Origin of the sequence: Burkholderia sp. AU33545, from assembly GCF_020419685.1 — a bacterium.
GTDB lineage: Bacteria > Pseudomonadota > Gammaproteobacteria > Burkholderiales > Burkholderiaceae > Burkholderia > Burkholderia diffusa.
Map to the genome: position 1 here is coordinate 381374 of NZ_JAIZRQ010000005.1, position 25408 is coordinate 406781.

Here is a 25408-nt window from a genome sequence, read left to right on the forward strand (position 1 = left end):
CACGGGTGAAGCAGATCGAGCGACAAGGATCGGCGCAGCGTTGCATCTGCGAATTGCTCGAACATCGAGTTCCGATGACGATCAACGAGATCGCCGAGGTGCGGGGCATCCATCCGCGGGCAACGGCTCGCCAGCTCGATGCATTGACCGAAGCGGGATTCGTTTCCGCGTCGGGCAGTCCCAAGCGCTACGCACGCACCGACAAGCCGATCCCGCCCGTCGTACCGCTTACGCGGAAGTCCGCCCGTATCGCGGAGAGCCGGCGGCGCGACGCGGTGCGTGTTTCGACACCGTTCCGGATCCCAGCGCCGACGGAACTCGATCGCGTCATGTTGTCCTGGGTTGGAGTAGAAGCATGATCTCGCTGCGCAACCTGGCAAATCCGGATCTCGTCGGTCACCGCATCTGTGAGCTGCTCGAACAGCAGGGGATGCTGACTCAAGCGAGTCTCGGTTTGCAGATCGGTGTGCCGCGCGGGACGATCTCGAAGTACCTGACGGCACTGACTGACGAAGGCTATACGTACATCGCTAACAGGATCGCTTACGCGAAGCCGAGTGAGTCGAAGGGGATAAGGCGAGGGGTGATCCTGCTTTACGCAAGGACGAAGAAGCCTTTGCCAATCGTTCGCGAAGACCGCGAGGAACTGACCGCAGCCGAACTGCACCAGATCATGTGCGGGATCGTTCAGCGCGGGAAACAGCTTTAACTTGGTCGCGTCTCCTTCACTACGGTGATTCGCCCGGTGCGTCCGGGCGTTTTTTTCTCGATGCGCCCTGAATCCATCATCTGCCCATCATGTAAGCGCGAGTGCCAGCTCACGATCTTACAAATGGTTCGCGATGCACGGTCGGGAAAGTGGCTTTGCTGGGTTTGCCGGAAAGCGGCTGGGTTGGTACCGGCAATTCTTCGGCGAACCGAAAGCGAGGAGCAGTAGCGCATCTGATTTGGGATCAGAGGGACGACCGCAAATAGGCAGCGCGGGATAGAAGAAACGTCCGACGGGGGCCCATTAGCCCAGGCCCGAACAACTGGTGTCGCGCCAGCTCGATAAACGTGGCTGAATGGCGGAGAAGCACCGCCAGGACCGACCAAAATGGCTGAACGCACCAAGGCGCAGCAGGTCGACCAAGCCGGATATACCCGCCGCGACCTAGCAACGCTTCAAAAAAAGCGGGTGGGAGGTTGCGCCCGTTCCATCGGTCCGGAGTTGAACATGATCGCGTACGCCATCTTGACGTCTGACGGCACACTGCTTGCTACGATCTCGACGGAGAACCCGCCGACACTCGAGCAGATGGCGGACTACTGCGCGGAAATCAACGGATTCGCCGACCGAGATGAATGGATGTACGAGGCGCGAATCGAGGAGATCGCGTACGCGCCCTTGCATTGATAGCAGATTGACTACTCTGCGCCCCGCAGAACGCTAATTCCCGCAGGCGGGACAGTTTCTGCCGGCCTCGGCAAACGTCGAATGGTCTCCCGGCCTAGTCTGGCTCATATCTTCGTCGACGTAACTGACGCTACTCCATTCGGCCGAATACGGCTGATCATTCTCGCTCTCCACAAGAGTGCCACGGTGCCCGCAAGTGCACGAGAGGTGCGTGTATGTGCGCATCGTCATGATGACCCTCCTAGTTGTTTCAGCAGTGTAGCAAGTGGCTTACTGGAACGAGCGACTTCTCGCGTGCGCGCACGTACGCGCGAGAAAAGGCTCAGGAGAGGAGAGGGAAAGGGAGGAAAGGTGGCGCAAGAGGGTGACGTGGATGCCTCAAAAAACACCCGTTTCCTGCTTCGCCTTCATCCATTCAATTTCCTTTCTGTCACATTCAAAAGCTTTCGTGTTGCGGCGCATTCGTCGTGATCGGTCTATCGCTCAATGCATGAAACTGCGTAACTCATTGATTATATTGAGTTGGTGCGGTGCATCTTCATTTGACATAATGGCGGCTATCAGTCGGAACGGGGCATTATCACGTCCCAATGAGATCGATTCTTATCTAAGTCTTACGAGAATATAACTCTGGGACCACCCGGGCCCCCCACGGACGGGGGTGACGAAATTTCGCAGACCTCCTCCCCAATCCGCACGCGGGAAAAACATTGATGATCGCCTCTGACAACGGATTCGGAGGTGAGAGATGAGCAACGGCTACGTCAAGTCGGTCAGCACTGATCCGATCGCGATCAATTTCCCATTCGGGGCGACATTGGGTCGCGCGTCGGGGCATACACGCGTCGCGGTGTATGGATTCAACGGTGCCCCCGCGGCTGGTGCAGATGTTTGGGTGGGTCAAGGGGCATACCCGTTCCAGACGTCGGCTCAAGCGCTGGAGATCATCTCGTCGTCCGCGAACGATGCCGCGGCCGGCACCGGTGCCCGGACGGTGATGGTGCAGGGGCTGGACGCGAACTTCAACCCGATCCAACGCCAAGTTGCGACCGGCACGATGATCGCATCGCAAACAGCGCTCACCACGCGCATCACCGGCATCACCAGCACGCCACCCTCCGCGTACGCCGGCTTCGAAGGCATCCTCGTGGCGAACCAGTACCTGCAATGAGCCTGACCAATGGCGCGTTGCTGAAGGCGATCTCGGATGATCGGGCGCTTGGCTCGGCAATGCTGTTCCCCCATCGGCACCCGCAGGCGTCTCCTGCGTTTCACGTCGAGGTCATGGACCTCTGGCGATGTGCCGACGAATGGGTGCTGATTGAGGCGTTTCGGGAGGGTGCCAAGTCGACGCTCTCGGAAGAGCATTTGCTGATCGAGGCTTGTTTCGGCAACTTCGGGTACTGCCTGATCATCGGTGAGACGTACACGAAGGCTTGCCAGCGTCTCGAGGCGATCAAGTTCGAGGCTGTCCGGAACATGAAGCTCCAGGGCCTCTTTGGTCGTCTCAAGGAGTCGGGGCGCGTCTGGAATGAGCACCAGATGGAGCTTTCGAACGGCGTGCTTCTTGAGGCGCACGGCTGGGAGGAAGAATTCCGCGGCTTCAAATGGCGCGACATCCGTCCGGACCGCGCGTATCTCGACGACATCGAGAACAAGGAACGGGTCAAGGACAAGGCGGCCGTAGACGCGTCGATGCGCAAGCTCTACCTCGAACTGATTCCGGCGATGGACAAGGTCAAGGGCAAGATCCGGGTCACAGGTACACCTCTGGCCGAGGATTGCATGATCACCCGGCTGCGTGACAACCCGGACTGGACCAGCCGCCGCTACCCGATCTGCAAGGGCGACATCGACGACCCCGCCGCGGAAGCGATGTGGCCGGAGCGCTATCCGATGGACTGGATCCGCAGGAAGCGCGACGAGATGGAGCGGGCGGGGCAACTGCGCGGCTTCATGCAGGAATACATGCTCATGGCGATCGGCAGTCAGGACAAGCCGTTCGAGAGCGACCATATCCGCGAGTGCCCAGTGGACCCGGCGCCGTGGTTGCCTAAGGTGGTGATCACCGACCCGGCACGGACGACGGACGTGAAGAAGAGCGACCGCACCGGGCGCGTGGTGGTCAGCCGCTTCGGCACGAAGATCTACGTACATGCGAGCTCGGGCGAGTTCTGGAAACCCGACGAGGTGATCGACGATGCATTCACGTCGTCGGCGCGGTACGGCGACGCGGTGGTCGCGATCGAGAAGAACTCGCTCGACGAATGGCTGTTGCAGCCGATGCGGGCGGAGATGCTTCGCCGCGGCGTGACGCTGGCACTACGTCCGCTCACCGCGCCGCAGGATCGCGACAAGGTGCAGTTCATCATGGGCATGCAGCCGTTCTTCGAGGCTGGCGACATCGTGCTGGTCGGAGGACAAGGTGCACATCCGAAGCTTGTCGCCGAGATCCTGAACTTCCCCAGCGGCAAGCGCGACATCCTGAACGCGCTCGCGTACTTCCAGCGCGTTTTCTCTGGCTCGCCGGTGTACGACGACTTCGGGCAGTGGAACCTCGTCGCCGAGTACGAGCCGAGTCAGCAGCATCCGCTCGCACTGGCATTCAACTCCAACGGTACAGAGACGACTGCCGCACTCATCTGCATCGAGGGACAGCGTGTTGTGGTCGTCGCGGACTGGATTTCGCCGGTACCGCCGAAGGAGGCGGTGCCCGACATCTCGCAGCTCGTGCGCGCCGCGTTCCCGCGCGCGCGTATGACGGCATGGCTGCCGGCCGACGTGCTCGACCAGGCAGATCGCATGCCGATCGTTCCGGCGCTTCGCGCAGCGAATCTTTACCCGATGCGGGGCTCGTACGCGAACGTATCGCGCGGCGCTCTCTCTCCGCTCATTCGCACCGAGGCCAAGGCTAGGCGTCTGTTTCAGGTCGATCAACAAGGCGCGAAGCACACTCTCAATGCGCTGGCCGGCGGCTACAACTACCCGGTCGATCGCGCGGGAAACCGGAATACGCTCCCGGAGACCGGTCCACACCGTACCCTCATCGAGGGACTCGAGGCGGCCGTGTACGTGATCTGCTCGCAGCAAGCGGACGTCCTGCCGGAAGGCGTGAACATGGGCGTGAACCCGCAAGGTGTGAGCTACCTGACCACTTTGCCGCGGAGATGAACATGGCAGTCGATCGCAAAATCACGCCCAAGGCGCCGTCGCAGCGCCCGTCGGACTTCTACAAGGGCAAGCAGCAGGGCGGCGCATACGGCAAGGCCGAGAAGGTCGGCGAGCGCATGTCGGGCGGCCCGATGCGCGAAAAGCTTCACAAGCCGGGTCTGTGATCGTGAAGAAGCGCCGCGAATTCCAAGGCACGCGCTCCGAGTCGCGCCCGGTCGGCGACTTCTTCGCCGAAAAGACCGCGAAGAAACCGAACCCGGACGATCGTCCGAAGCGAACGCCGCGTGACCGCGGCACCGGCACCTCGCTTCGCAAGAAGCTCGAGGGCAAGGTGATCGGTTGATCCCTCCATGGCACGCCCGAAGAAGCCGAAAAAGCAGGACGACAAGCCCGCGGTCGAAACATTGGACGCGCGGGCCCTCGACGCTGAGAAGACGGGCGAAGAAATCGAGAACTGGGCCGACAAGCCCGATTCCGACGCCTACACCGAAGCGGCGAAGCTGTACCCCAAGATCGCGAAGTGCTACGAGAACAAGCAGGAGCAGATGGACCGGTGCGCGGAGTACTGGTCCATCTACAACGCTCAGCCGGACGAGAATCAGCAGTACTCCGGCAACTCGCAGTGCTACATACCCGCGGTGCGAAACGCGGTCAATGCGCGCGTGAAGCGCACGATCGCACAGCTCTTTCCCGTGAACCACAAGCACGTCGGCGCGACCGGCCCGGACGGGAACATTCCGTTCGCGCAGATCAGCCTGCTCGAGCATTACATTCGCTCGGCAGCGATCAAGGACGTCGTGCGCGCGGACCTGATCGCCGGCGACGTGACCGGGCAGTGGAATCTCTACATCGATTGGACGCGCACGCAGCGCCGGATCACGGAGCTGATCAAGAAGCCGCCGATCCTCGAGGACCATGAGCTCGGCGGAGAAGTCGAAGACCTGGCTGCGGATGAGAACGAGTGGGACTGGGAAAAGGAAGAAAAGGAACTCACGACCGAAGGGCCGGACGTGGTGCAGTTTGCCACCGAGGACTTGGCCGTCTATCCCCCGACTTGCAACGACATCGAGAAGGCCACTGCGACCGCGATTCGGCTGCGCCTGACGATCGACGCCGTGGAACGGTTCGTTGATGAAGGTATCTTCGTTGGTGTCGAGGCGAAGGAACTGATCGACAACCTCGCGAAACCTGACGGTAGCCGAGAAAAGTACGTGCCACCGAAGAAGCGCACCGGCGACGCCGGCATTCGTACGGAAGGCACGTTCAAGTACGCGCTCATCTACGAAGTACACACGAACCTGGACCTCGGCAAAGGCAAAGAGCCGTGCTTCGTGTACTTCGCCGGCCAGGACATAATCCTCGGGATCATCCGGAATCCGTTCTGGTCGGGAAAGAGGCCGATAATCTCGGCGCCGATCGAGCGCATCACCGGCTCATTCTTCGGGATCTCGAAAATCGAGCCGGTCAAGTTCCTACAGTGGAACCTGAACGACTACTGGAACATGGGTCAAGACTCGGCGCAGTACAGCCTGCTGCCGATCACCATGGTCGACCCGCTTTCGAACCCGAACTACCAGTCGATGGTCGTCGGACTCGCGGCGGTTTGGCTGACGGATCCGAACAAGACCAAGTTCGCCAACTTCCCTGCCATCTACAAAGACGCGATGATGCTTTGTGCCGGCATCAAGCAGGAAATCAACGAGTCGATGGACGTCAACGACGCCATGCTCGGAAAGATGCCCGCCGGCCGGAAGAACCAGGCACAGATGGCCGCCATGGCTCAGTCGCAGGAATCGAACATCATCGACAACGCGAAGCGGTATGAGGAAGTGATCCTCAATCCGCTGCTCGAATGGATGTTCGAGCTTGATCGTCAGTTCCGCACCGAGGAGCTTACGGTCGAGGTGCTCGGCGAGATCGGCGCGCGGGCGAATTTGCAGGCGATCCCTCCGCAAGCATTCGGTGAGCGCTATTTCTTCCGATGGTGTGGTACGTCTTACCAACAGAATCTGCAGCGCATGCAGCAGATGATCGCGTGGATGAACGTCCTGCGAGGTATCCCTCCGCAGCAGCTCGATGGTCGGCGCCTGAACATCGGCCCGATCCTCGAGTACGGCACCGAGCAGATCTTCGGGCCCGAAGTCGCGCCGCGCATTCTCATTGATGAGAGGAACCTGTTCCACCTCGATCCTCAGGACGAGAACCTGATGATGCACAACGGTCTGCCGGCCGAGATCCACCAGGCCGACGACGACCGCGCACACATCGCTTCTCACTTGCAGGCTGCGCAGCTCACGGGTGATCCGGCAGGCTTGTTCCGCGCTCATGTGCAGCAGCACCAGCAAGCCATGCAAGCCAAGCTCCAGGCGCAACAGGCCCCGAAGCCGCCGCAAGGGCAGCCGGGTGTACCTGGCGGCGCAGGACCCGGCGTCGCGGGCACGCCTCGCCCCGGTGCGATGCCCGGTCAGCCGAGACCGCAGGGTCCTGCCGGAATGATCCATCCCGACCAGATCGCCTCACCGTTGGCGGGGCCGCGATGAAACGCTTCGTGGCCCGGTGCACGCCGTGGGGGACCATCCAGACCGGCATCTTCTTCCGGTCGCTGTCCGCGATCGAGAAGGACGCAGTTATCGCGCATGAGCGCGCGCACCTGATCCGGCGCGATCCGCTGCGCCGTCTCTGGTGGATGCTGACGCTGCAGCTGATCTTCCGCCCGGAATGGGTCTTTGCGCGCGTGCGCGAGCAGGAGCTGGCGGCGGATCAGTATGTGAAGGAGCTCGGGCTGGCCGCGGGCCTGCGCATGTTCCTGCGCCGGCACCCACACCCTGGCAGCGCGCTGCATCCGAGCTCACAGGAAAGGCTGGAGGCGCTCCATGTCTGACGCATTTTTCATCACGCCCTACCAGGTCAAGGCGGAAGGCAAGGACGTGCCGCCTAACGAGATTCAGATGGCGATCAATTCGCTCGCGAACCAAATGACGGTCGCACTGAATGTGCTCGGCAACGGCGCGAGTCCGGCGTTCGCCGCGGCAATGCTAGCCTGGTTCAACAGCCTGCCGACAACGCTTCCGGCAACGTCCGGCGTGCTCTGGAACAACGGCGGCACGCTCGCCCAATCGTGAGGTATTCCATGAAGAAGCTGTTCGCAGGACTGCTCGCGCTGGTCTGCTCGGCCGCGCTCGCGCAGAGCTACCCCTCACCGACTTATAACAACCTGACGGTGCAGGGTATCGCGACGTTGACTGCCCACCCGCTTGCAGTGTCATCCGGGGGCACTAATTCCGCGACGGCGAGCGGCACGGCGCTCGACAACATCACCGGATTTTCGAGCACCGGGTTCCTGACGCGCACCGGCGCCGGCGCGTACTCATTCCAGAGCCTGACAAACGGCATTGTGCTTTCGAACATCGCACAGATCGCCGCGAATACGCTGCTCGGCAACGCGACCGGATCGACCGCGAACGTTACCGCCGTTACAGTGACTGGATGCAACGGCGCAGCGCAGGCACTGCAGTGGACGAACGGCTCCGGGTTCGGATGCAATTCGTCCATCGCTACCTCGGGCGCGAATGCCAATATCACCAGCTTGTCCGGCCTCACGACTGCGCTCTCTGTTGCGCAGGGGGGTACCGGCCGGCAGACGCTTACCGCGCACGGGGTCCTTGTCGGCGAGGGAACGAGTGCGATCAACCAGTTGGCCGTCGGTGCGACCGGGCAGGTGCTTGTAGGATCTACCGGCGCCGATCCAGCGTTTGGGTCGACCGTCGGCGCGTTGACCTTCACGGCCGCAATTACCCCTTCCAGTACCGCTGGCATCGTCGGCACTACGACGAATGACAACGCGAACACGGGCAGCATCGGTGAATATGTCATCGCATCGACCACGGGTACTTCGCTCACGTCCGGAGCAAATGCGAATGTGACCAGCGTAAGCCTTACGGCAGGTGACTGGGACGTAACCGGAGTCGTCATCTACAACCCGTCTGGGTCTACAACCGTCTCGAACCTTGTTGAAGGTATCAATACCACTTCTGCGACGTTCGGCTCTCCCGGTACCTTCGCCAGCGCGGCTCTGTCCTTCACGACGGGTGCTGTTCAGCGCCGCATTGCCCCGGTCATGAGAATAAGCATCGCGACAACTACAACCGTCTATCTCATCGCGCAGGCTACGTTCGGCGCCAGCACGATGACTGCGGATGGATATCTTCGCGCGCGGAGGATTCGCTAAATGAGCACGTTCAATTCAGCGACCGCCACGGTCATCAAAGCGACAGCCAATGGCGCAACTACGGCTGGCCCGATTTCGATCCCTGGACTTCAGATTGGTGACTGCCTTGTGTCCGTGTCCCCCTTTGGGTTCCCGCCTGGGTTCGCGTTCGAATCAGCCGTATCCGTCGCGGATCAGCTTCAACAAGAGCAGAACCTGGATTGGAGTGGCGAGACGTTCACGTTCTACTTGCTGAGGGGCGTATGAAAAAACGGGAAACCGCTATACAAATTGCGCAACCCTGATCAGGAGATCATCGTGCGCAAAAACATTCTGGCCCATCTCGTCGGCCTCGTCTTCCCGGCAGTCGGTGCCGGCAATCCGCCGAACATCCCGGACAACGGCGCGATGCCAGATCAGATCGGCCTGGCTAACGCAGTTCTCGGAATGAACCCGTTCCAGGAAACCGGATACAACGCCGCAACGAACACATCAGGCTTCACGATCGCCGCCGCTCAAATCGCAGGAGCCGCTCAGAACTTCCTGAACCTCACAGGCACACTCGGCGCCGGTGCGAACGCGCAGCTGCCGACCGTAGCCGCGCTTCTCGCGCAGTTGCCGACGGTGGTGCAGAACGCGCCGATCGGCCTGAGCTTCCAGGTGCGCATCATCAACAGTTCCAGCGGCGCGTTTGCCTGGACGGTGACCACGAATACCGGCTGGACGCTCGGCGGCACCATGACGATCGCACAGAACACCTGGCGCGATTTCATCGTCACCATCACCAGCGCGACGACCGCAACGCTCCAGGCGGTCGGTACGGGCACGCAATCGTAAGGGCGGCCATGAACAAGCTTCTGCAGCGACTTCTCGGTTTCCTGTTTCCCGGCGTCGACGACGCTGATTCTCCGGATCTTGGCGGCGACGCTGGGGGCGACGGCGCTGGTGCTGATGGTGCTAGCGGCGCTGATGGTAGTGCTGGCGATCCTGCTGTTGATATCCCGGAAGACGATCTCGAATTCGATTTCGTCGAGCCGGCAGCGCCTTCGCGACGCACAACATCCGAGGCCGATCGACTGGCCGCGCTCGAAGCAGAAGTAGAGCGTCGCGGGCGTATGGCCGATGCGTCGCGAACGGCTGCGCCGACGGCGCCCGTGATGGACCGCGATTTCGAAGCTGAAGAGGCGCGCCTTCGCGATCCGAACACGACGGAAATCGAGCGCTGGCAGATCCAGTCGAACCGCACGTTGCGCCAGAGCCAACAGGCTGCGCAAGCCGCGTTGTTCCAGGCGCAGGATCTGCGCGATCAGACGCTGTTCGAGGCGAAGATCGCCAGCGATCCGCACCGCGCGCGCTATCGCGATCGCGTCGAAGCCGCGGTGCAGGAAGAGCGCCGCGCGGGCCGTAATGCCTCGCGCGAGTCGGTCTACTACTACATGCTCGGCAAGGACATCGCGGACGGCAAGTTGAAGCCGAAGGCAAAAGCGAAAGCTCCCGCTGCGGACGTTCCGCGCGGCAAGACGCCGGGCGTGCGCTCGACCGTACCGCCGTCGCGCGGGCAAACCGAACACCAGAAGCGCGCTGCGCGTCTGGCCGACGTGAACATCTGACCAGCACGAGGACACCATGCTGACGAAAATTCTGGCCCTCCTGACGGGCCTCATGTTCCCCGGGGTGACGAACCAGTCGTCGAGTTTCACGGCTGACGTCGAAGCGTATATCCAGGAAGAAGTCGAGCCGCTCGCGCGTCGCCAGCTGGTCGCATATCAGTTCGGCAAGCCGCTGAAGCTCGACACGAACCGCGGTACGACGTACACCGCGTCGCGCTACCAGCGCTTGCCGCTGCCGTACGCGCCGCTGCAGGAAGGTGTCGCGCCCCCGGGCGAAGCGATGACGCTGCAGCAGGTCAGCGCCACCGCGCAGCAGTGGGGCGACCGCGTGATCATCACCGATGTGGCGAACCTCACGATCAAGCACCCGCTGTTCCAGCAAGCCTGCGAACTGGTGTCGCTGCAGATGCCGGAAACTCTCGAGCGAAATACGCTGAACACGCTGCTGTCCGCACCGCAGGTGAACTACGCCGGCGGTGCCGCCAACCGCGCTGCCCTAACGGCATCCAACGTGATGTCGCCGCACGAGTCGAACCGGCTATTTGCGTCGATGGCCGCCTACGGCGTGCCGCGCTTCAATGGAGACGAGCGCGAAGACATGATGATTGAGGCGGGCGCGTATCGTGATCCGTCGACGACGCCGCGCGTCAAGCAGCACTATGTCGCGCTGATCAGCCCGTTCTCGGCGCAGGACATGCGCGAGAACTCGTCGGTCCAGCAAGCCTGGGCTTACAGCGATGTCAACCGGCTCTACAACAACGAGCTCGGCGACTTCGGCGGTATCCGCTTCTGCGAAACGAACATGATGCCGTACTGGACGGGCGCAGCCGCGATCAACGGCTCCGCGTCGACGTCCGGCGGTCAGCTGGCCACCGGAACGTATTACATTCAGGTCACCGCTGCACCCGCGCTGACGTCCGTCGAGCAGACCATCTACCAGGTTTCCTCGTCGATCAGCGTGACGGGCCCGACCGGCTCGATCTCGGTCACGCTGCCGTCGTTCCCGAACTACGTGTTCAACGTGTACATCGGGACGACCGCGAACCCGGCCAACCTCGCGACGGCGATCGGCAATGGCGTGCCGGTAACCGGCGTGCTCGCCGGCCAGGCGACGCAGCTGCAGCCGAACCAGACGATCACGCTGACCGGCATCGGCGTCACGCAGACGCCTCCGGCCGCGCCGGCGACCGGCGTATCGGTGTTCCCGGTGATCTTCATCGGCAACCACAGCTACGGCCAGGTGCTGCTCGAGAATCCCGAGTTCCACTATCTGACCGGCGCCGACAAGTCGGATCCGCTCAACCAGACCCGGGTCGTGTCGTGGAAGGTGTTCTACGGCTCGATCCTGCTCAATACGGCCTTCCTGGCTCGCGTGGAATGCGGCTCCGCATTCGCGCCGGGTTACCAGGGCGGTACCGTGACTACCCCGTAAGGAGTAACTGATGGCCGCACGTAACTCGCAGGAGCCGGGGAAACCGGCTCCGGGGTCGGCTGATGCCGACGAATTGCTCGGCGGTGCCTCATCCGACGAGGAAAGCCGCGACGCACTGCTCGAGCGCATCAAGGCGCTCGAAGCCGAAAACGCCAAGCTGGGCGCCGCGAAAGACATCGCAGAGGAAGAATCTGCGCGCTTGTCCGCGCAGGCGCAATCGGCGCTGCTGACGTCGGGCGTTGTCGAGCGCTATGCAGGCAAGGCCGAGGACGGCAAGACGGATCTCTGGTGGTACCGCATCGATCTCGCGCCGTGCGGCGGCGAGCACCTGAAGATCAACGGCACGCCGTATCTGCACGGTCATACGTACAAGTTCGACACGGACACCCTGCGCTCGATCAAGGAAATGGTCGCGCGTACCTGGGTGCACGAGAACGACATCAACGGACACGCGTTCAACCCGTACCGGCAAGCTCAGAACAAGGTGCTCGGAGGCGGCCCCGTGCCGGCCTGGGCGCGCTCGTAATACCCAAACCCCGAAAGGAAGACCATGTCGCAAGCCTCCAAGGAAGTTACGGCTGCAACGGTGATCGGCAACTTCTCGATCACCCTCCCGGCGCCGAACCAGGCGCAACTCTCGGCCAGCGGTTATCTGGTCGAGGGTGAGGACAAGGCGTCGCTCGACGCCCGGATGGATACCGTGCGCGAGGCGCTCCAGCGTCAGCAGCGCATGCTCGAGATCCCGGTCCTCGAAGCCCACATCGAGCAGTACGAAAAGGCGCGCGATGACATCGAGCGAGCGTACGCCGATCTGCTCGAGCGTCAAAAGGCGAAGACCGCCGGCAAGGCTGGCGCGAAGGCGCTGTCGAGCCAGGATCAAGCGAACCTGAAGAACGCGCCGCAGCAGTTGAAGGGCATCGAGGCCGAGCTCGAGAAGGCGCGCAAGAAGATCGCAGCCGCGCGCGAAGGGGCGTGAAATGGCCTACCTCCAGGCCCAGCAGATCGTGCAGCGCGCCTGCGCGATCGCGAAGGTACCCGGGTGGCTGTCGCAGGGCGGCGTCTACCTGAATTCGGTCCTGGAGGACCTCTGGTTGCATCGTGACCTGAAGATCAACCGGGTCACCGAATTCGTTACCGTGCAGGCGAACAATTATGGACCGTTCACGTTGCCGTTGAATTACCTGCGGACGTACGACCTTTTCTTCCAGCAGAACAACCTGCCGTATTTCCTGCACCCTATTTCGCCGGAAGAGTGGGACCAGGAATTCAAGGATCCCTCGATCGCAAACTACCCGTACGAGTTCATGACGCTGCTATACGACGAAACTACAGCGCAGACGAACCAATCGGCGGGGCAGCTCTTCATCTACCCGCAATCGTCCGGTCAGATCGTTCTGACGCACCGGTACATGGTGAAGCAGCCGGACATCACCACGCCCGAATCGTCGACCACCATCCCGTGGTTTCCGGATAGCCTGTACCTGATCAAGCGCACGGCCGCTGAGTTGATGGTCGAAACTGACGACGTTCGACACGACACCTTGATCAAGGAATGCGAGGCGATGCTCTTCACGCATCTCATCATGGAGGGCGACGAGCAGCAGGTCGTCAAGTCGGTACGCCTCGATCCGCGTCGCTTCCACACGAATCGCACGCTGAAACCGACGAAGATCACGGACTAGTGCCATGGCGATCCGCAATGCGAAGCCGGTCCGCTTCACGCCGAAGGGCCTCTGCGACGCGTTCGACGCCACGGATGCATTCGCCGGCGCGTGCCAGCTACTGAGCAATCTCGTATTTGATCAGGGAAATCCGGAGATCATAGTCGCGCGCCCGGGTGTGGGTGCTGCCGCGACGACGTTCAGCGGCTTCACGACCCCGACGTTTGTCTCGGTTTACACGGTCATTGGAACCGTGGCGTACGGCATGGTGTCGACCGCGCGCAATCCAGGATTCGACGAACCGTTTGCATTCAACTTGCTGACCAGTTCGTTCACCACCATCAGCGGGGTGACATCGGGAAACGTGCCAGCGTCACCTGCCACCAGCGGCGCATGGACCCCACCGACGATGGCCGTTGTCGGCACGAAAATCATCATCACGCACCCAGGCTTCAGTGGTGCTGGGGCAAACTTTTTCGGCGTTATCGACATCTCGAACCCGGCAGCACCGGCGTGGTCGTCATCGAACCTCGCGACAAACCCGCTGACGGGCGTACCGACCTCGGTCGCGAACTTCAATAACCGCGCGTATTTCTCGGTCGGCAATACGCTGCAATTCAGTGACGCTCTGAATCCACTGACGCGCACCAACGCGTCGCAGGCCGTGACAATCGGAGATACGACCTCTATCACGGCGCAGTCGGGTCTGCCAGTGCAGACGACGTCGGCGGGCGTGATTGGTGCTCTCATCGTGTTCAAGACGAGTCAAGTCTGGCAAATCACGGGTGATCCGACCACAAGCAACCTCGCCCTGAACTACGTTTCTCTGACGACCGGTTGCATCGCGCCGCGCAGTGTGGTGCAGGGGCCGTTTGGTATCTTCTTCGCCGGCGTCGACGCACCGTACATCCTGAATTTTCTCGGTACGCTGGTTCCACTGTCGAGCCGACCCGGTACCGACTTCCCCGCTGATCTGCAGGTGCCGTTCCAGAACACCACGCAGCCGTCGCGTATAAGCGCGTCATTCGCAGGAAACGTATATCGCGTGTGCGTTCCGACGTTGATCCAGGGACAGCAGCAGACAAACGACTACTGGTACGACATCCGGCGCAAACGCTGGACCGGGCCGCACTCGTTCACCTATGACTGTGCCTCACTGTATGGGGAATCGTTTGTACTCTCAGGCGCCTCGCATGGCGCCGCGCTTTTCGTCAGCTCGACGATCCCCACGTCGAATACCAGCTATCTCGATGCCGGCGCAGCGTTCATGTGCCATCTACGCTCATCGAACTTCCCGAAGACGGGTCACATGCAGCAGGTTCAGGTAGTCGAGTCGACGATCGAGTTGGCTGCTACGGGCGCGTCGGTGGTTTTCAACCTGACCGCGCTAGACGATCAGCAGAACTCGCTGGCATCCACTTTCGTGATGACGCCAACAAGCGGGGCGATCTGGAACGCGTTCAACTGGGGTGCGGCCAACTGGTCGTCGAACGCCAGCATCCCGCACGTATACAGCATTCCGTGGCCGATTGCGCTGGTCTTTCAGAAGATGTCGCTCGATGTGACGGTGACGCCGGTCAATGAAGTGATGATCGGCACATTTTTCGCCCGCTATCAGGATACGGGCTACACGAACCAGGGGTAAATCATGCCGGGAATCATCGGATCGCTACCCGCCACCCTGCAGAACGGCACGACAGCAGACGCCTCGCAGGTAATGGCGGACCTGAACTTCATCGTCAACCAGGTCAATGCGAACGCACAGCCAGCCGGCTCGTATGCAGTGACAGGGTCGGCGGCGAGCTTCGCTTCCGTGACGGTGACCGGCGCCGCGGGCCTGACGATGGGCCTCCTGGTTAGCCCGAACGTTGCACCGATCAAGTTCGGGGATGGCTCCGGATGGACGCTGCGATTCCAAACTTCCAACGGTTCCACCACGTTCGCGACGTTGACCGACACCGGGGCATTCACGACGTCCGGTGTTATCAGCGGATCGAACATTACGGGCACTTCTGACGAGCGCCTCAAGAAGGACTGGAAGGAATTTCCACCTGACTTTCTTGAGCGCGTTGCATCTGTTCTGCACGGTACGTACACGCGCAAGGACACTGGTGAGCGACGCGTAGGAGCCGGCGCGCAGTCGCTGCAGAAGGTGCTGCCCGAGGCCGTATTCGGCGATGAACGTCTATCCGTCTCGGAGGGCAGCGCTGCCCTGGCGATTGTGATCGAACTGACCATCGAAGTGCTTCGTCTACGCGCATTGCTGGAGCCCGTCAAATGACACTACCAGCCAGCTTCCCTCTATCCATGTCCCAGATCGCGACCGAGCTTGGGCTATCGCTGCCACTGTCGATCAACCACCCATGGGTGATCGCATTGGCGGGCAAGAGTGCGCTCCCGGTCAGCTTCAGTGATTTGCTGGGTAAGTCAGGTCGCTGGGACGGCGCCGCAACGGCTGTCTCCTTGCCCGGCGGTGTGTCGATCCAAAGTATTAACGCCGCATTTTTCGGTGGGGTGATCAGCTACGCGATTTTCGTCACATTCGGAAATGCGAATCAATTCGAAATAGGCTTTTCGTCTCCGCCGAACTACTCAGGGAACCTAAAGATTTTCAACAACACGGATTCAACGACAAGCGCGGTTCTCACCAAAACAAATTCCACGACCTGGGATTCTGCGACCGGGCTGTCGAACAACGTCATCGTGTTGGGTGTCAACAAGAGCTACACGATACTGCCGTCGACCTGATCAAGACGGGAAACAAAACTACCATCTGCACCAACCATCGGGGAAAACATGGGAAACCGGACACTCACCGAAGACGACGTCAAGGCGATCGCCGAACAGATCGAAAGCGGCATCACCCAGCGTTTTCAACTTAACGTCGGCCGGGGAATCCTCGGATTGGCGTGGCGCGTTTTCATGTACGCCTTGGTCGCCATTGCCGCCTACGGGGCCGGCGGCGGCCTGAAGAAGTTCTTCTAGGAGATGGACATGCTCGAATCGATCAAATCCGCCATCGAGGCACGTTTCCAGGCGCTGGCGAACGACGGCCGCGCCTTCGTCGACAAGGTCGAGGAAATCGTGGGACTCGGCAATGCAGCGAAGGAGCTCGCAGATCTCGAAGCCAGCGTGACGACCATCGTCAGCGGCGACAACCTGACCGTCGAGCAGAAGGTCGAGCAGATCCTGCACGCGGTGGGCAAGCTGTGAGCAGCTTCGACGATGCCTTCGAAGCCCTGATGGGCAACGAGGGCAGTTACTCGAACAACCCCGCCGATCCGGGCGGCGAGACGAGGTGGGGCGTGACGGCTCGCGTCGCGCGCGCGAACGGGTATGGCGGCGACATGCGCTCGATGCCGCAGGCTACCGCCAAGCTGATCGCAAAGCGCGTTTACTGGGACCCGTACTACTGCGACCAGTTCGACCCGCGCGTGGCGTTCCAGGTGTTCGACGCGGCGTACAACGGGGGCTTGCCCGTGACCTGGTTGCAGGAAGCTGCAGGCCTGAAGCCCGACGGCCGAATCGGCCCGGTGACGATCGCCGCGGTGAACGCGGCTGATCCGGTGCGGATTGTCGCGCGGTTCCTGGCATACCGGCTGAAATACCTAGCCGACCTGCACAACTGGCCGGCATTCAGTCACGGGTGGGCGAACCGCATCGCCAACAACCTTTTGAAGGGAGCCGCGTGATGGGATTCCTCGATCCGATTTCCGCAGTCTCCGACGTCGTCGGAAAGATTATCGACCGCGTCTGGCCCGACCCGGCTCAGGCGGCCGCAGCGAAGCTGCAGCTGCTCCAGCTTCAACAGACGGGCGAGCTCGCACAGATCACCGGCCAGATGCAAATCAACCAGGCCGAGGCACAAAGCACGGATCCGCTGCAGCACTGGCGCGGCGGGATGGGCTGGGTGTGCGTCGCCGGGTACGCGTGGAACTTCGTCCTGCGACCGGCGATGAGCGACATTTCCGCGCTGCTTGGGCATCACATCGTCCTGACGGAAATGGACCTCACGCAGCTCGCGACGATCACGATCGGCATGCTCGGCCTTGGCGGCATGCACGTCTATCAGCAGGTCAAAGGTAAATGAACAACCTCGTCCGTATCGCTGCCGGTATCGATACAGCACCTCTGCTGCTCGCCATCGCGCGCCAGCCGGGACTTTGGAATCGCCATACCGCACGCACGACGGCGGAGGGTAGTCCACACGTCGACGTTTCGGATATCTGGCTGCGCTACAACGACGAGAAGCCGTACAAGGCGGCCGGCGACTATACCGGGTTCAACGACGCGCACGACGCGGTGTTCTATCCGGAGTGGTATGCATTGCCGCAGGTTCGACCGATCGTGTTCGGTTTGATGGCGCGCGTCGAAGGCACGCGTCTGGGTGGCGTCCTGATCACGAAGGTTCCGCCCGGAAAGCGAATCCTGCCGCATGCCGACGATACCTGGCACGTTCGGCACTACAACACGAAGCTGTATGTGCCCCTGCAGACGAATCCGAAGTGCTGGAACCGGGTCGAAGATGAACGCGTCGTGATGGCACCGGGTGACGTCTGGTACTTCGACAACATGAAGGAGCATGAGGTGGTCAATGAAGGCGATGACGATCGGATCACGCTGATCGTCTCGATCAGGTGCGAGAAATGACCATCAAACACCACTTCGCGGCCGGCGGCGTGTACGCCCGCGAACAGACGCTGCTCGCGGGCGAGGAAGTGCAGAAGCACGTTCACGACTACGACCACTTGAGCTATCTCGCTGGCGGCACGGCGTTGCTCGACGTCGACGGTGAACTACAGGTGCTGCACGGGCCGTGCATGCTTGAAGTGAAGGCGGGGCGCGCGCATCGCATTACCGCGCTGACGGATTTGACGTGGCTCTGCATTCACGCGGAGAGCGTGGCGGATCCCGAAACACTGATGAAGGGGTGAACCATGCCATTTGGAGCGGTTGCGGGAGGTTTGGCTGCCGGTATCGGCGGCTCGCTCGTCTCGGGCATGCTGTCCCCGGGTACGTCGGGCGGCGGTTCGTCGTATTACACGCCCACGGGCTTGCCGACCGCTGACACGACCTGGCAAAACCTGCTTTCGAGCATCAACAACGCGTACGGAACGAATAACCCCACGCCGTACGCTTTTCAGTCCCTCGAAAGCGGTCTGAATGCGAACAATTACTTCGGGCCTGCATACCAGGCAGCCGCCGGCAACGCCGGGGGCGATTACAGCAATCTCGCGTACTACACGAATCAGCGAGCGAACCAGAACTTCGATACGCAGAACGCACTGCTCGGCGCCGGCCGGCAAGTCTTCGGCATGGGCCTCGATCCGCAAAGCGCACTGTACGCTCGTACTCAGCAGCAGGTACAGGATCAGGTCAACGCGAACAACTCGATGTACGGGCTGGGCTCGTCGGCTGCCGGCGCAGGAGTCGCCAATCAGGCCATGGCGAACTTCAACATCGACTGGCAGAACAACCAGCTGCAGCGTGCGTTGCAAGGGCTCCAGGGCTATGCAGGCGCTGCGAACACGGCCGGACGATTCGGCGAGCTGGGCACGTCGCAGGCCGCGTCGGTGCCGGGATACGATCTGGCGGCCGGATCGGTCCCGTACCAGACCGCACAGAGCATCGCTAGCACGCCGGGGAGCCTCGCGAATACGTACGGGTCCTTCCTGAACTCAAACGTGTACGGGCCGGCCGAAGGGATCATGGGCACGATCATTCCGTACATGAACTACGGTCAGGGCGCGCAACAGGTACCGTTCCAAGCGCAGTCACAAGGCGCAGGCGCCGCGGGCAGCCTTGTATCGCAGGGCATTTCGGGATTGCTCGGCAATCAGCAGGTGCAGAACGGCATTTCCAACTTCTTCAATCCGGCATCGGGCTCGTTCAGCGGTGGCGACTTTAGCGGCGCGTTCAGTTCCAGCCCGTATTACTCGGGCGGCGGGAACTCGTACGGCTTCACGATGTGAGGTGAGAAATGGCCGGGCTCGCGGGACTCCCGTACTTTCTGCAGTATCAGCAGCAGGCGCAAGAGCAGGCGCTGCAGCGTCAGTACGCCCAGATCCAGCTCGCGCAGTTCCAACAGGCACAGCAGGATCGTCAGCGGCAACAGGCAGCGCTCACGGCGGCAGGCAATGCGCTACCGCAGCTGCTCGCGGGGCAACAGCCCGCGCAGATGCCCGGTCAAATGCCCCCTCCGCCTCAAGCGCCGAATCCGGGCCAGCCGTCCATGCCGGCGCAGCCGTCGACAGCGGGGCAGATGCCTCCGCTTCCTCCTGGGGCACCCCCGGGCATGAGCGGAGGCACCGGTGCGCCCGGGAAACCCCCTCTGCCACCGTTCCAGCCGATGCCGACGGCGGGCAGTCCAGCTCAGGCATCGCCGATGCAGATCCCGGCGCCTCCCGCAGCGCCCACCGCGCCCACCGCGCCGCAGCAACAGCCTGGCGGCCCGCTCACGCTCGACAGCGCGATTAAGGTCCTGAAGGATCAGGGCCTGGCCGGCGCGGACTTGATGATGGGCTTGCAGCAGCTGACACCGATCCTCGACTCGCAGGCGAAGGCCCAGGCGGCGCAGATCCAGATGCGGTTCGAACAGGAAATGAAGCTGCAGGCCGTGCAGGATCGGCACGCCTCTCTCGAGGAGCGGATTCGTGAAGCTAACCAAAGATCAGAAGATCGCGCGCTGGATCGTGCGGACCGCGCGCAGGCGCGCGCTGAGTCGAATGCTCTGCGTGCTGAATCAATTGCGCTCCGCAAACAGACCATCGCGTTAGCCAACGGAGACGACGCTAAGTTCTCGCCCGAAGACTTGAAGTTTCTGGCGGAGCAGGCGCGCGCGGGCGACACGTCGGTCTACCAGAACCTCGGTCGTGGAGCGCAGGGCGCGAAGAACATCATCGCGCTGCGCCGTGAAGTGATGCGCCAGGAGCGCGAATCGGGCGGTACCGGTGCCGACATCGCTGCCGCGAATGCTGGGTTCCAGGGCGAGAAGGCAGCAGCCCGTACCGGCGCTACGCGCGCGGCCAACATCGGTATGGCCGTTGCCGAAGCACGTAAGACCTTCCCGCTCGTTCGGCAGGCTTCGGCCGCGTTGCCGCGCACGGAGTTCCCCGGCGTGAACAAGGCGCTGCAGGCAGCTCAAACCGGCTCGGGCGATCCGCGCGTAGTGGCATTAGGTACGGCGCTTAACACATCAATCAACGCCTATGCGCGCGCGATCAGCCCGACCGGTACGCCGACGGTCGCGGATAAGGAGCACGCGCGCGAGCTCCTCTCGACGGCGAGTACGGATGAGCAGCTAAACGCCGTGCTAGCCGTCATGGAAAAGGAAATGGCAGCGGCGCGGCAAGCGCCCACCGAGGTGCAGGCGCAGCAGAAGGCCCGCATTTCCGGTCGAGGTGAAGGCGCACCGGCCGTCGGCACGGTTGAAGGCGGATACCGGTTCAAGGGCGGAGATCCGTCGAAGCAAAGCAACTGGGAGAAGATGTAATGTCCGGACCCTGGGAAAAATACGCTCAGGACACTGCAGCGTCCGCTACGGGACCGTGGGGCAAATACGCCGGAGCAGGCGGTGCGCCGGCGGGCCCTGTCGCGCCGCTTGATCGTCTGCCACCTGATAGCCCGCCGGCTAGCACGATGCCGCAGCATGCCGATACCATCGCGGAGCGCCTGCTCGGATTGGGCAAGAGTGCAGTCGGGCTCGGTGAAGCCGGCTTGTCGGCTGCAACCGGCGTGTTGGCCGCGCCCGTGGGCGCCGCATACGGCGTCGGCAAGACGCTCACGAGCGGCAAGTATGGCACGCAGCAGGGCATCGAGGAAGGTGAGAAAGCGGGCGCCGCGCTGGCTAACAAGCTTACGTACCAGCCGCGCACCGAGGCAGGCCGCAGTGACATCGAAGCGCTCGGTAAATCCGGGCTGATGCACGCATTGCAAGGCATGCCGGTCGAGTCCCCGATGATCGCGCGGATTCCTGAAGTGCCGCGTGGTGTGCTGGCCACCGGTGAAGGTGCGGCCGGCGCCATGCGCGCCGGCGCGAACGCCGCGGGCCGCGGCACCGTGCGCGCAGCTGCACGAGCTCTGCCGGAGGTTGATCCGGAGACGCTTCGGCTCGCGCGCGAGGCACATGAGATGGGCTTCCGCTTCCGTCCGGACCAGATGTACGAGAACAAATTCGGGCGTATTGCCGGGCAGCTGTCGTCGGACGTGCCGTTCTCCGGCGAGACGTCGGCCGCGAACCAGCGTGTGTTCAACCAGCGCTTGATCCAGGCGATCGGCGGCGAAGGCGACAAGCTGACGCGCCAGGTGTACGCCAACGCGATGAAGAAGTCGGGGACCGAGATCGACGCGATCACGGTTGCGCACAGCATCCCGGTCGACAACGCATTCCTGAATCGCCTGCAGCGTGCGAAGGGCAACCAGCTGCCGGAGGTGCAGGGCGTCGTGCAGGGATATATCGACGACCTGGAGGCGCTGGCCGGTCCCCGCCAGAAGCTCGCCGGAGGTGGTGCGACGTCGGCGGCTCGGCAGCTCGACGGGGCGAAGCTCCGGCCGTTCTTGACGAAGCTGAAGTCGACGATCCGCAGCACGTCGAACGGCGACCTGCGGCATGCGTTGAGCGACCTCCAGGGCGAAATCGAGGACGCATTCCTGCCGCAATTGTCGGCCGATGAAGCCACGCGCTATGCGGCCGCGCGACGGCAATATGCAATGGGGAAGACGATCGAGCCGCTCGTGGCGAAGTCTCCCGGCGGAAATATCAGCCCAAAGGCGCTGATGGGCGCGGTCACGTCGAACGCATACGGAAAACGTGCGATGGCGATGGGCCAAGGCGGTGAACTCGGCAAGCTTGCGGATATCGGTTCGCTGTTCCTGCGTGAGCCGGGCACGTCGAACACCGCGGAGCGCGGCATCGTAGCCGGCCTGATGGCAGGCGGGGCGGGGCTTGCTCCCTTCGCCGCCGTTCCGCCGTGGCTGGCGGCGAATGCCTATAACCGCTTCGGGCCCGCCGTTACCGAGCAACTCCTTCAGCGACCGCCCGCCCCATGAGAATTCTCGCGATCGACGTCGGTTCGAACTGCCTCGACTGGTTGATGCGCTGCCAGGAGTGGGGACACCAGGTTCTCTGGTACGACAAGCCGCGTCCGGATGGCACCGACCGCCACGCCGGCGAAGGAATCGTGCCGAAGGTCCGCGACTATGACGAACTACGCCGGAAGTGGCTCGGCTGGGCGGACCTGATCTATACGCCGGACAACGTCAGCTACCTCGAGATGCTCGAGCCGTACCGCCGGATCGGGTACCCGATCTATGGCTGCAACCTGGCGGCCGTCGAATGGGAACTAGATCGCGAGGTCGGGCAGAAGGTGATGGAAGAGTGTGGGATGCGCATCATTCCCGGTAAGACGTTCCACGATTATGAGTCCGCGATCGCCTACGTGAAGAAGCAGGGCAAGGCGTTCGTGTCGAAGCCGTCGGGCGACGGCGAGCGTGCGATGTCCTATGTCGCCGACAGTGCGGCCGACATGGTGTACATGCTCGGCCGGTGGAACAAGATCGACAAGTACCGGGCGGCGGCGCGCAAGGATGGGTTCATCCTGCAGGAGAAGATCAGCGGCATCGAGATGGCCGTGGGCGGATTCTTCGGCCCGGATGGCTGGTCGCGCGGTTGGGTGGAGAACTGGGAAAACAAGAAGCTGATGAACGGCGACTTGGGTGTGAATACCGGCGAGATGGGCACCACGGTGCGTGTCGTCCGGCAGTCGAAGCTCGCCGATGAGGTACTGAAGCCCGCCACCGAGCACCTGAAGCGGATCGGGTACGTCGGGTACGTCGACGTCAATTGCATGATCCCGACCGACGGGAAGGGCCCGTATCCGCTCGAATGGACGATGCGCGACGGCTGGCCGATCCGTCACAACCTGACCGCGCTGATCGAGGGCGACCCGGCTCAGTGGATGGCCGACAAAATCCACGGCCGCGACACGCTGAAGATCCGCATGGACGAGGTGTGCATCTCGGTTCTGATGGCGCTGCCCGACTTCCCGTATTCGAAGATCACGAACAAGGAACTGTGCGGGATCCCGATCTACGGCGCCGAGGACATGGAGCACCTGCACTTCTCCGAAGTGATGATGGGCGTGGCGCCGCGCGAGGTGAACGGCAAGGTAGTAGAGCTGCCGGGTCCGGTAACAGCCGGCGACTACGTGCTGATTGCGACGGGAACGGGTGAGACGATCACGGGCGCTCGCCGGTCGGCCTACAGCGCCATCAAGAAGGTGAAGATCCCGAACAGCCCGTTCTACCGCACTGACATCGGTGTGGGCCGTCTGAAGAAGCAACTGCCCGAGCTGCAGCAGATGGGATACGCGAAAGGACTCTCGTACTAGGAGGACATCATGCCGATGAAGTCGAAAGCGCAAAACCGCGCGATGCACGCCGCGGCCGAGGGCCGGTCGAAGATCGGTATCCCGAAGAAGGTTGGTAAGGAATACACAAGTGCGCAGCACGGCAAGTCCACGAAGGGCCTGCCGGAACGCAAGCGAGGCAAGAAGTGAGGCGATCGATGCGCGCCGGTCTGATCTCCGAGGAATCGATCAAGACCGCCCTGACTGAAGCAAAGGGGGACATCTTCCTGGCTGCCTCGACGCTCGACTGCACCGCCCACGAGTTGGACGGATACATCCGGGCATCGGCCGAGCTTCAGGGATTCGCCGCGGCAATCGAGAAGGTCAAGGTGGATCCGTCGTACTCACGCATGAGCAGCGAGCAGTTTGATTCGCGAGTAGCTGATCTCACACGCGCATACAAAGTTGTTGGCCTTGAGGAACTTCACGGTCTTGCGACGATGAATCACAAGGACAGCGCGGCGATGGCGAAGGTCAAGCTGCAAGCTGCGATCGCACTGCGTGGCGGCGAACAGCGCGCCGTTGGCGATCGAGAGATCGAACATGCTCTGTCCGAGCTAAACCAGCTATATCACGCCAACGCCCCACGCATCAAAGAGATCCGCCAAACGGTCGTCAAGCTTGAAGATGGCCGGGAAGCGACTCAACGAGTGATCGAACTTCAGCAAGATCAGCAATAGCCTGTTTGCGCTTGCGCTCGAGGAGGTCCCAATCGGGCTCGTCGCTCCGGTAGACCTGCCACTTTGTCAACGAGATGTGTCCGAGGCGCGCCATCTCCTTGATGGCGGCCTTATGACCTTCCTCGCGGATTACCTTCTTGAGCTCCATGCGGCCGCATCCGATCCAGTGCCACGCGGGCAACAGACCGGACGCTTCAGGTGCCAACCGGGGACGAATTTCCCATTCCTCCACGGGCTTCAGACTCTTGCGCATGTATGTGACCCGTTGACGAGGGATGCGGCTCTTGGACTCCAGCTGTTCGTCGGTCAACCTCTGTCCTCGACAGGCAGTCCAAATTGCTCGCAGGTCTTCGACGCGCGGCGTTCGGAGGTCGATGCATTCCTCGTGTACGCGCCAGGTGTGCGGGACCGGGATCACGGTGTACTCGGACGTATTCGCGTAAGAGCGTGTCAACCTTCCCATGGTCATCGGGCATTCCACGAAGACGAGCACGTCCGCCGGGCCGGCACGATCCGAATACGTGTAGCGATCGAGCAACACGCCACCGTCGGCCTGCCATCTCGCCAGTTGCCCGACGCTCGCACGATCCCACCACGCCCACACGTAGACCGGGAGATCGGCGATCGATGCGCTCTTAAAGAATGCCGGCTTGATCGTGGTGTATCCGCGGTTCACGAGCACGTGAGTGAAATCAGCGAATGCCTTGCGGATCGAGCCGGCAGTATCGGAAGTCGAATAGAGCTTCACCGCGTAGTCACTTCCGGAGGCCGCCTTGAGCCTGCGAAGCTGGGCAGGGTGCCTCCGGTGCCTCGCACGCCCGGAGTACCGGGCCAACCTGGCCGCC

Annotated in this window: 35 protein-coding genes; 33 read left to right on the plus strand and 2 right to left on the minus strand. The window is 62.1% G+C overall.

Going from position 1 to position 25408, the window contains the following annotated elements:
* The first annotated feature begins 5 nt into the window (after window positions 1-5).
* The 28 genes from LGM71_RS19205 (at window position 6) to LGM71_RS19340 (ending at window position 19449) form a co-directional block, all read left to right on the plus strand.
* On the plus strand, window positions 6-359 hold the full coding sequence (locus LGM71_RS19205) for a hypothetical protein (RefSeq protein WP_226115899.1): 354 nt from the start codon (window positions 6-8) through the stop codon (window positions 357-359).
* Window positions 356-709 (plus strand): hypothetical protein, encoded by a 354-nt coding sequence (locus LGM71_RS19210; RefSeq protein WP_226115901.1) that lies wholly within the window; start codon window positions 356-358, stop codon window positions 707-709. The genes LGM71_RS19205 and LGM71_RS19210 overlap by 4 nt, the downstream gene beginning before the upstream one ends.
* A gap of 387 nt (window positions 710-1096) precedes the next feature.
* Complete coding sequence (locus tag LGM71_RS19215) at window positions 1097-1396, plus strand: hypothetical protein (RefSeq protein WP_226115910.1); 300 nt, start codon at window positions 1097-1099, stop codon at window positions 1394-1396.
* A gap of 748 nt (window positions 1397-2144) precedes the next feature.
* On the plus strand, window positions 2145-2567 hold the full coding sequence (locus LGM71_RS19220; protein ID WP_226115912.1) for a hypothetical protein: 423 nt from the start codon (window positions 2145-2147) through the stop codon (window positions 2565-2567).
* Window positions 2564-4567 (plus strand): hypothetical protein, encoded by a 2004-nt coding sequence (locus tag LGM71_RS19225; RefSeq protein ID WP_226115914.1) that lies wholly within the window; start codon window positions 2564-2566, stop codon window positions 4565-4567. The genes LGM71_RS19220 and LGM71_RS19225 overlap by 4 nt, the downstream gene beginning before the upstream one ends.
* A 2-nt stretch (window positions 4568-4569) precedes the next feature.
* Entirely contained in the window at window positions 4570-4731 is a 162-nt protein-coding gene (locus LGM71_RS19230; protein ID WP_158683424.1) for a hypothetical protein, read from the plus strand.
* Window positions 4732-4733: 2 nt separating this feature from the next.
* Window positions 4734-4910, plus strand: a complete 177-nt coding sequence (locus tag LGM71_RS19235; RefSeq protein WP_226115916.1) for a hypothetical protein — start codon at window positions 4734-4736, stop codon at window positions 4908-4910.
* Between the two features lie 7 nt (window positions 4911-4917).
* Window positions 4918-7107: a hypothetical protein gene (locus LGM71_RS19240; protein ID WP_226115917.1), complete on the plus strand. Its 2190-nt coding sequence runs from the start codon at window positions 4918-4920 to the stop codon at window positions 7105-7107.
* A complete protein-coding gene (locus LGM71_RS19245; protein ID WP_226115918.1) occupies window positions 7104-7448 on the plus strand; it encodes a hypothetical protein in 345 nt (114 codons plus the stop codon). Before LGM71_RS19240 ends, LGM71_RS19245 begins: the two co-directional genes overlap by 4 nt.
* A complete protein-coding gene (locus tag LGM71_RS19250) occupies window positions 7441-7689 on the plus strand; it encodes a hypothetical protein (protein ID WP_226115919.1) in 249 nt (82 codons plus the stop codon). The genes LGM71_RS19245 and LGM71_RS19250 overlap by 8 nt, the downstream gene beginning before the upstream one ends.
* A gap of 8 nt (window positions 7690-7697) precedes the next feature.
* Window positions 7698-8795 carry a hypothetical protein gene (locus LGM71_RS19255; RefSeq protein ID WP_226115920.1) on the plus strand — a complete coding sequence of 366 codons (1098 nt, stop codon included), beginning with the start codon at window positions 7698-7700 and terminating at the stop codon, window positions 8793-8795.
* Window positions 8796-9041 (plus strand): hypothetical protein, encoded by a 246-nt coding sequence (locus LGM71_RS19260; protein WP_226115922.1) that lies wholly within the window; start codon window positions 8796-8798, stop codon window positions 9039-9041. It begins immediately after the preceding gene.
* Window positions 9042-9092: 51 nt separating this feature from the next.
* Entirely contained in the window at window positions 9093-9611 is a 519-nt protein-coding gene (locus LGM71_RS19265) for a hypothetical protein (protein ID WP_226115924.1), read from the plus strand.
* Between the two features lie 8 nt (window positions 9612-9619).
* Entirely contained in the window at window positions 9620-10384 is a 765-nt protein-coding gene (locus tag LGM71_RS19270; RefSeq protein WP_226115926.1) for a hypothetical protein, read from the plus strand.
* A gap of 16 nt (window positions 10385-10400) precedes the next feature.
* Complete coding sequence (locus tag LGM71_RS19275) at window positions 10401-11816, plus strand: N4-gp56 family major capsid protein (protein ID WP_226115928.1); 1416 nt, start codon at window positions 10401-10403, stop codon at window positions 11814-11816.
* A gap of 10 nt (window positions 11817-11826) precedes the next feature.
* Window positions 11827-12342, plus strand: a complete 516-nt coding sequence (locus LGM71_RS19280) for a hypothetical protein (protein ID WP_226115930.1) — start codon at window positions 11827-11829, stop codon at window positions 12340-12342.
* Window positions 12343-12366: 24 nt separating this feature from the next.
* Window positions 12367-12792, plus strand: coding sequence for a hypothetical protein (locus LGM71_RS19285; RefSeq protein WP_226115932.1), 426 nt, complete (start codon window positions 12367-12369; stop codon window positions 12790-12792).
* Window position 12793: 1 nt separating this feature from the next.
* The gene (locus LGM71_RS19290) at window positions 12794-13498 is read left to right on the plus strand and encodes a hypothetical protein (protein ID WP_226115934.1); all 705 of its coding nucleotides are present in this window, start codon (window positions 12794-12796) and stop codon (window positions 13496-13498) included.
* 4 nt (window positions 13499-13502) lie between these two features.
* On the plus strand, window positions 13503-15122 hold the full coding sequence (locus LGM71_RS19295; protein WP_226115936.1) for a hypothetical protein: 1620 nt from the start codon (window positions 13503-13505) through the stop codon (window positions 15120-15122).
* A 3-nt stretch (window positions 15123-15125) separates the two neighbouring features.
* Complete coding sequence (locus tag LGM71_RS19300) at window positions 15126-15758, plus strand: tail fiber domain-containing protein (RefSeq protein ID WP_226115939.1); 633 nt, start codon at window positions 15126-15128, stop codon at window positions 15756-15758.
* Window positions 15755-16225, plus strand: coding sequence for a hypothetical protein (locus tag LGM71_RS19305; RefSeq protein ID WP_226115946.1), 471 nt, complete (start codon window positions 15755-15757; stop codon window positions 16223-16225). The genes LGM71_RS19300 and LGM71_RS19305 overlap by 4 nt, the downstream gene beginning before the upstream one ends.
* A 48-nt stretch (window positions 16226-16273) precedes the next feature.
* Window positions 16274-16462, plus strand: a complete 189-nt coding sequence (locus LGM71_RS19310; RefSeq protein WP_226115947.1) for a hypothetical protein — start codon at window positions 16274-16276, stop codon at window positions 16460-16462.
* Between the two features lie 9 nt (window positions 16463-16471).
* Entirely contained in the window at window positions 16472-16690 is a 219-nt protein-coding gene (locus LGM71_RS19315) for a hypothetical protein (protein ID WP_226115949.1), read from the plus strand.
* Complete coding sequence (locus LGM71_RS19320) at window positions 16687-17169, plus strand: glycoside hydrolase family 108 protein (protein ID WP_226115951.1); 483 nt, start codon at window positions 16687-16689, stop codon at window positions 17167-17169. The genes LGM71_RS19315 and LGM71_RS19320 overlap by 4 nt, the downstream gene beginning before the upstream one ends.
* Window positions 17169-17567: a 3TM-type holin gene (locus LGM71_RS19325; RefSeq protein WP_226115953.1), complete on the plus strand. Its 399-nt coding sequence runs from the start codon at window positions 17169-17171 to the stop codon at window positions 17565-17567. Before LGM71_RS19320 ends, LGM71_RS19325 begins: the two co-directional genes overlap by 1 nt.
* Window positions 17564-18127 (plus strand): aspartyl/asparaginyl beta-hydroxylase domain-containing protein, encoded by a 564-nt coding sequence (locus tag LGM71_RS19330; protein ID WP_226115955.1) that lies wholly within the window; start codon window positions 17564-17566, stop codon window positions 18125-18127. The genes LGM71_RS19325 and LGM71_RS19330 overlap by 4 nt, the downstream gene beginning before the upstream one ends.
* Entirely contained in the window at window positions 18124-18411 is a 288-nt protein-coding gene (locus LGM71_RS19335; protein WP_226115956.1) for a cupin domain-containing protein, read from the plus strand. Before LGM71_RS19330 ends, LGM71_RS19335 begins: the two co-directional genes overlap by 4 nt.
* A gap of 30 nt (window positions 18412-18441) precedes the next feature.
* Window positions 18442-19449, plus strand: coding sequence for a hypothetical protein (locus tag LGM71_RS19340; RefSeq protein ID WP_226115957.1), 1008 nt, complete (start codon window positions 18442-18444; stop codon window positions 19447-19449).
* Here the strand turns inward: LGM71_RS19340 and LGM71_RS19345 are convergent.
* Window positions 19410-19589, minus strand: coding sequence for a hypothetical protein (locus LGM71_RS19345; protein WP_226115958.1), 180 nt, complete (start codon window positions 19587-19589; stop codon window positions 19410-19412). The genes LGM71_RS19340 and LGM71_RS19345 overlap by 40 nt on opposite strands.
* A 273-nt stretch (window positions 19590-19862) precedes the next feature.
* Here LGM71_RS19345 and LGM71_RS19350 point away from each other — a divergent pair, with 273 nt between their 5' ends.
* Genes LGM71_RS19350 through LGM71_RS19370 form a run of 5 tightly spaced genes read left to right on the plus strand, consistent with a single transcriptional unit; the run spans window position 19863 to window position 24563 of the window.
* Window positions 19863-20969 (plus strand): hypothetical protein, encoded by a 1107-nt coding sequence (locus LGM71_RS19350; protein WP_226115959.1) that lies wholly within the window; start codon window positions 19863-19865, stop codon window positions 20967-20969.
* Window positions 20969-22525: a hypothetical protein gene (locus LGM71_RS19355; protein WP_226115960.1), complete on the plus strand. Its 1557-nt coding sequence runs from the start codon at window positions 20969-20971 to the stop codon at window positions 22523-22525. Before LGM71_RS19350 ends, LGM71_RS19355 begins: the two co-directional genes overlap by 1 nt.
* Window positions 22522-23865, plus strand: coding sequence for a hypothetical protein (locus LGM71_RS19360; protein ID WP_226115961.1), 1344 nt, complete (start codon window positions 22522-22524; stop codon window positions 23863-23865). Before LGM71_RS19355 ends, LGM71_RS19360 begins: the two co-directional genes overlap by 4 nt.
* Before the next feature lie 9 nt (window positions 23866-23874).
* Window positions 23875-24033: a hypothetical protein gene (locus LGM71_RS19365; protein WP_154817447.1), complete on the plus strand. Its 159-nt coding sequence runs from the start codon at window positions 23875-23877 to the stop codon at window positions 24031-24033.
* Between the two features lie 8 nt (window positions 24034-24041).
* Window positions 24042-24563, plus strand: coding sequence for a hypothetical protein (locus LGM71_RS19370; RefSeq protein ID WP_222153056.1), 522 nt, complete (start codon window positions 24042-24044; stop codon window positions 24561-24563).
* Here LGM71_RS19370 and LGM71_RS19375 read toward each other — a convergent pair.
* Window positions 24499-25311, minus strand: coding sequence for a hypothetical protein (locus LGM71_RS19375; RefSeq protein WP_226115962.1), 813 nt, complete (start codon window positions 25309-25311; stop codon window positions 24499-24501). The two genes, LGM71_RS19370 and LGM71_RS19375, sit on opposite strands and share 65 nt — an antisense overlap.
* Window positions 25312-25408: the final 97 nt, after the last annotated feature.

Excerpts from the sequence above, each read along its gene's own strand:
- LGM71_RS19210 (WP_226115901.1), top strand. The coding sequence starts at position 356 with ATGATCTCGCTGCGCAACCTGGCAAATCCGGATCTCGTCGGTCACCGC.
- LGM71_RS19215 (WP_226115910.1), top strand. The coding sequence starts at position 1,097 with ATGGCTGAACGCACCAAGGCGCAGCAGGTCGACCAAGCCGGATATACC.
- LGM71_RS19220 (WP_226115912.1), top strand. The coding sequence starts at position 2,145 with ATGAGCAACGGCTACGTCAAGTCGGTCAGCACTGATCCGATCGCGATC.
- LGM71_RS19225 (WP_226115914.1), top strand. The coding sequence starts at position 2,564 with ATGAGCCTGACCAATGGCGCGTTGCTGAAGGCGATCTCGGATGATCGG.
- LGM71_RS19230 (WP_158683424.1), top strand. The coding sequence starts at position 4,570 with ATGGCAGTCGATCGCAAAATCACGCCCAAGGCGCCGTCGCAGCGCCCG.
- LGM71_RS19240 (WP_226115917.1), top strand. The coding sequence starts at position 4,918 with ATGGCACGCCCGAAGAAGCCGAAAAAGCAGGACGACAAGCCCGCGGTC.
- LGM71_RS19245 (WP_226115918.1), top strand. The coding sequence starts at position 7,104 with ATGAAACGCTTCGTGGCCCGGTGCACGCCGTGGGGGACCATCCAGACC.
- LGM71_RS19250 (WP_226115919.1), top strand. The coding sequence starts at position 7,441 with ATGTCTGACGCATTTTTCATCACGCCCTACCAGGTCAAGGCGGAAGGC.
- LGM71_RS19255 (WP_226115920.1), top strand. The coding sequence starts at position 7,698 with ATGAAGAAGCTGTTCGCAGGACTGCTCGCGCTGGTCTGCTCGGCCGCG.
- LGM71_RS19260 (WP_226115922.1), top strand. The coding sequence starts at position 8,796 with ATGAGCACGTTCAATTCAGCGACCGCCACGGTCATCAAAGCGACAGCC.
- LGM71_RS19270 (WP_226115926.1), top strand. The coding sequence starts at position 9,620 with ATGAACAAGCTTCTGCAGCGACTTCTCGGTTTCCTGTTTCCCGGCGTC.
- LGM71_RS19275 (WP_226115928.1), top strand. The coding sequence starts at position 10,401 with ATGCTGACGAAAATTCTGGCCCTCCTGACGGGCCTCATGTTCCCCGGG.
- LGM71_RS19280 (WP_226115930.1), top strand. The coding sequence starts at position 11,827 with ATGGCCGCACGTAACTCGCAGGAGCCGGGGAAACCGGCTCCGGGGTCG.
- LGM71_RS19285 (WP_226115932.1), top strand. The coding sequence starts at position 12,367 with ATGTCGCAAGCCTCCAAGGAAGTTACGGCTGCAACGGTGATCGGCAAC.
- LGM71_RS19290 (WP_226115934.1), top strand. The coding sequence starts at position 12,794 with ATGGCCTACCTCCAGGCCCAGCAGATCGTGCAGCGCGCCTGCGCGATC.
- LGM71_RS19295 (WP_226115936.1), top strand. The coding sequence starts at position 13,503 with ATGGCGATCCGCAATGCGAAGCCGGTCCGCTTCACGCCGAAGGGCCTC.
- LGM71_RS19300 (WP_226115939.1), top strand. The coding sequence starts at position 15,126 with ATGCCGGGAATCATCGGATCGCTACCCGCCACCCTGCAGAACGGCACG.
- LGM71_RS19305 (WP_226115946.1), top strand. The coding sequence starts at position 15,755 with ATGACACTACCAGCCAGCTTCCCTCTATCCATGTCCCAGATCGCGACC.
- LGM71_RS19310 (WP_226115947.1), top strand. The coding sequence starts at position 16,274 with ATGGGAAACCGGACACTCACCGAAGACGACGTCAAGGCGATCGCCGAA.
- LGM71_RS19315 (WP_226115949.1), top strand. The coding sequence starts at position 16,472 with ATGCTCGAATCGATCAAATCCGCCATCGAGGCACGTTTCCAGGCGCTG.
- LGM71_RS19325 (WP_226115953.1), top strand. The coding sequence starts at position 17,169 with ATGGGATTCCTCGATCCGATTTCCGCAGTCTCCGACGTCGTCGGAAAG.
- LGM71_RS19330 (WP_226115955.1), top strand. The coding sequence starts at position 17,564 with ATGAACAACCTCGTCCGTATCGCTGCCGGTATCGATACAGCACCTCTG.
- LGM71_RS19335 (WP_226115956.1), top strand. The coding sequence starts at position 18,124 with ATGACCATCAAACACCACTTCGCGGCCGGCGGCGTGTACGCCCGCGAA.
- LGM71_RS19350 (WP_226115959.1), top strand. The coding sequence starts at position 19,863 with ATGCAGATCCCGGCGCCTCCCGCAGCGCCCACCGCGCCCACCGCGCCG.
- LGM71_RS19355 (WP_226115960.1), top strand. The coding sequence starts at position 20,969 with ATGTCCGGACCCTGGGAAAAATACGCTCAGGACACTGCAGCGTCCGCT.
- LGM71_RS19360 (WP_226115961.1), top strand. The coding sequence starts at position 22,522 with ATGAGAATTCTCGCGATCGACGTCGGTTCGAACTGCCTCGACTGGTTG.
- LGM71_RS19365 (WP_154817447.1), top strand. The coding sequence starts at position 23,875 with ATGCCGATGAAGTCGAAAGCGCAAAACCGCGCGATGCACGCCGCGGCC.
- LGM71_RS19370 (WP_222153056.1), top strand. The coding sequence starts at position 24,042 with ATGCGCGCCGGTCTGATCTCCGAGGAATCGATCAAGACCGCCCTGACT.